At 60.9% G+C, this 1,316-nt stretch carries 2 protein-coding genes; both read right to left on the bottom strand.

Annotated elements, in window-relative coordinates:
• Positions 1-618: aminotransferase class V-fold PLP-dependent enzyme (locus tag EOA36_RS35625; RefSeq protein ID WP_127281253.1), on the bottom strand; the 618-nt coding region annotated here is incomplete at its 3' end.
• Positions 619-623: 5 nt separating this feature from the next.
• A partial coding sequence (gene sufD / locus EOA36_RS35620; RefSeq protein WP_127281252.1) for a Fe-S cluster assembly protein SufD occupies positions 624-1,316 on the bottom strand: 693 nt, incomplete at its 5' end.

Here is a 1,316-nt window from a genome sequence, read left to right as displayed (position 1 = left end):
AGGAGATTGTCCGGATCGCGCATGCGCGATCCGGACAATCTCCTTGATCGGCGTCACCGTGCCAAGCGCATTCGACATCTGCGTGATGGCAACCAGCTTCGTCCTGTCGGTCAGGCGCTTTTCGAATTCCTCGATGTGGAAGACGCCGAGGTCGTCGACCGGCACCCAGACCAGCTTGGCGCCCTGCCGTTCGCGGATGAAATGCCAGGGAACGATGTTGGAATGATGCTCCATGATCGACAGCACGATCTCGTCGCCCTCGCCGATATTGGGCATGCCATAACCATAAGCAACGGTGTTGATCGCCGAGGTCGTGTTCGAGGTGAAGACGATGTTGTCGGTGCTCGGCGCGTTGAGGAAACGGCGCACCGTTTCCCGCGCCTTCTCATAAGCGTCGGTGGCGGCATTGGAGAGGAAATGCAGGCCGCGATGAACGTTGGCGTATTCCTGGGAATAGGCGTGCTGGATCGCATCGAGCACGACCTGCGGCTTCTGTGCCGAGGCGCCGTTGTCGAGATAGACCAGCGGCTTGCCATAGACTTCACGCGACAGGATCGGGAAATCATGGCGGATCGCCTCGACGTCGTAGAAATCTCCGATCTTGCCTGGAGCGTTCATCAGGATCACCCGTGCGTCACAAACCACTCATCAAGCCGCGCTTCCAGCGCCTCGACGATCGCTTCGTCGTCCAGCTCCTCGATCACTTCCGCCACGAACGCCTTCACGAGCAACCCCCGCGCGCTCTTTTCGTCGACGCCGCGCGCCATCAGGTAGAACAAATGGTCGTGGTCGATCTCCGTGACAGTCGCGCCATGGCCGCAGATGACGTCGTCGGCGAAGATTTCGAGCTCCGGCTTGGTCGAGAACTCGCCATCGTCCGACAAAAGCAGCGTGTTGCAGGCCATCTTGGCATTGGTCTTCTGGGCATATTGGTGAACGTTGATGCGGCCCTGGAACACGCCCCTTGCCTTGCCCGTCACCACATTGCGGATGACCTCCGTCGATGTCGTATGCGGCACGGCATGGTCGAGCACCATGGTGACATCGGTGTGGGTGTCACCGGCCAGGAGATTGATGCCGCGCAGCTTGAAGTCGGCGCCTTCTCCCGTCGTCTTGATCATGATCTCCTGGCGCACCAGCCTGCCGCCGGCGTTCATGACGAACAGCGTCAGTTTCGCATTCTTGCCGATATGGGCCTTGAACTGCGCCAGATGCGTTGCCGTCTCCGGCTGCTCCTGGACGATCAGCCAGGTCACCTCGGCGCCCTCGCCGAGCACGAGCTGGCTGACCGAACTCGTCAGCGCCGCGCCCTCGCC

It is taken from the genome of Mesorhizobium sp. M8A.F.Ca.ET.021.01.1.1, from assembly GCF_003998025.1.
Taxonomy (GTDB): Bacteria; Pseudomonadota; Alphaproteobacteria; order Rhizobiales; family Rhizobiaceae; genus Mesorhizobium.
This window is presented reverse-complemented; position numbering and strand designations above follow the sequence as displayed.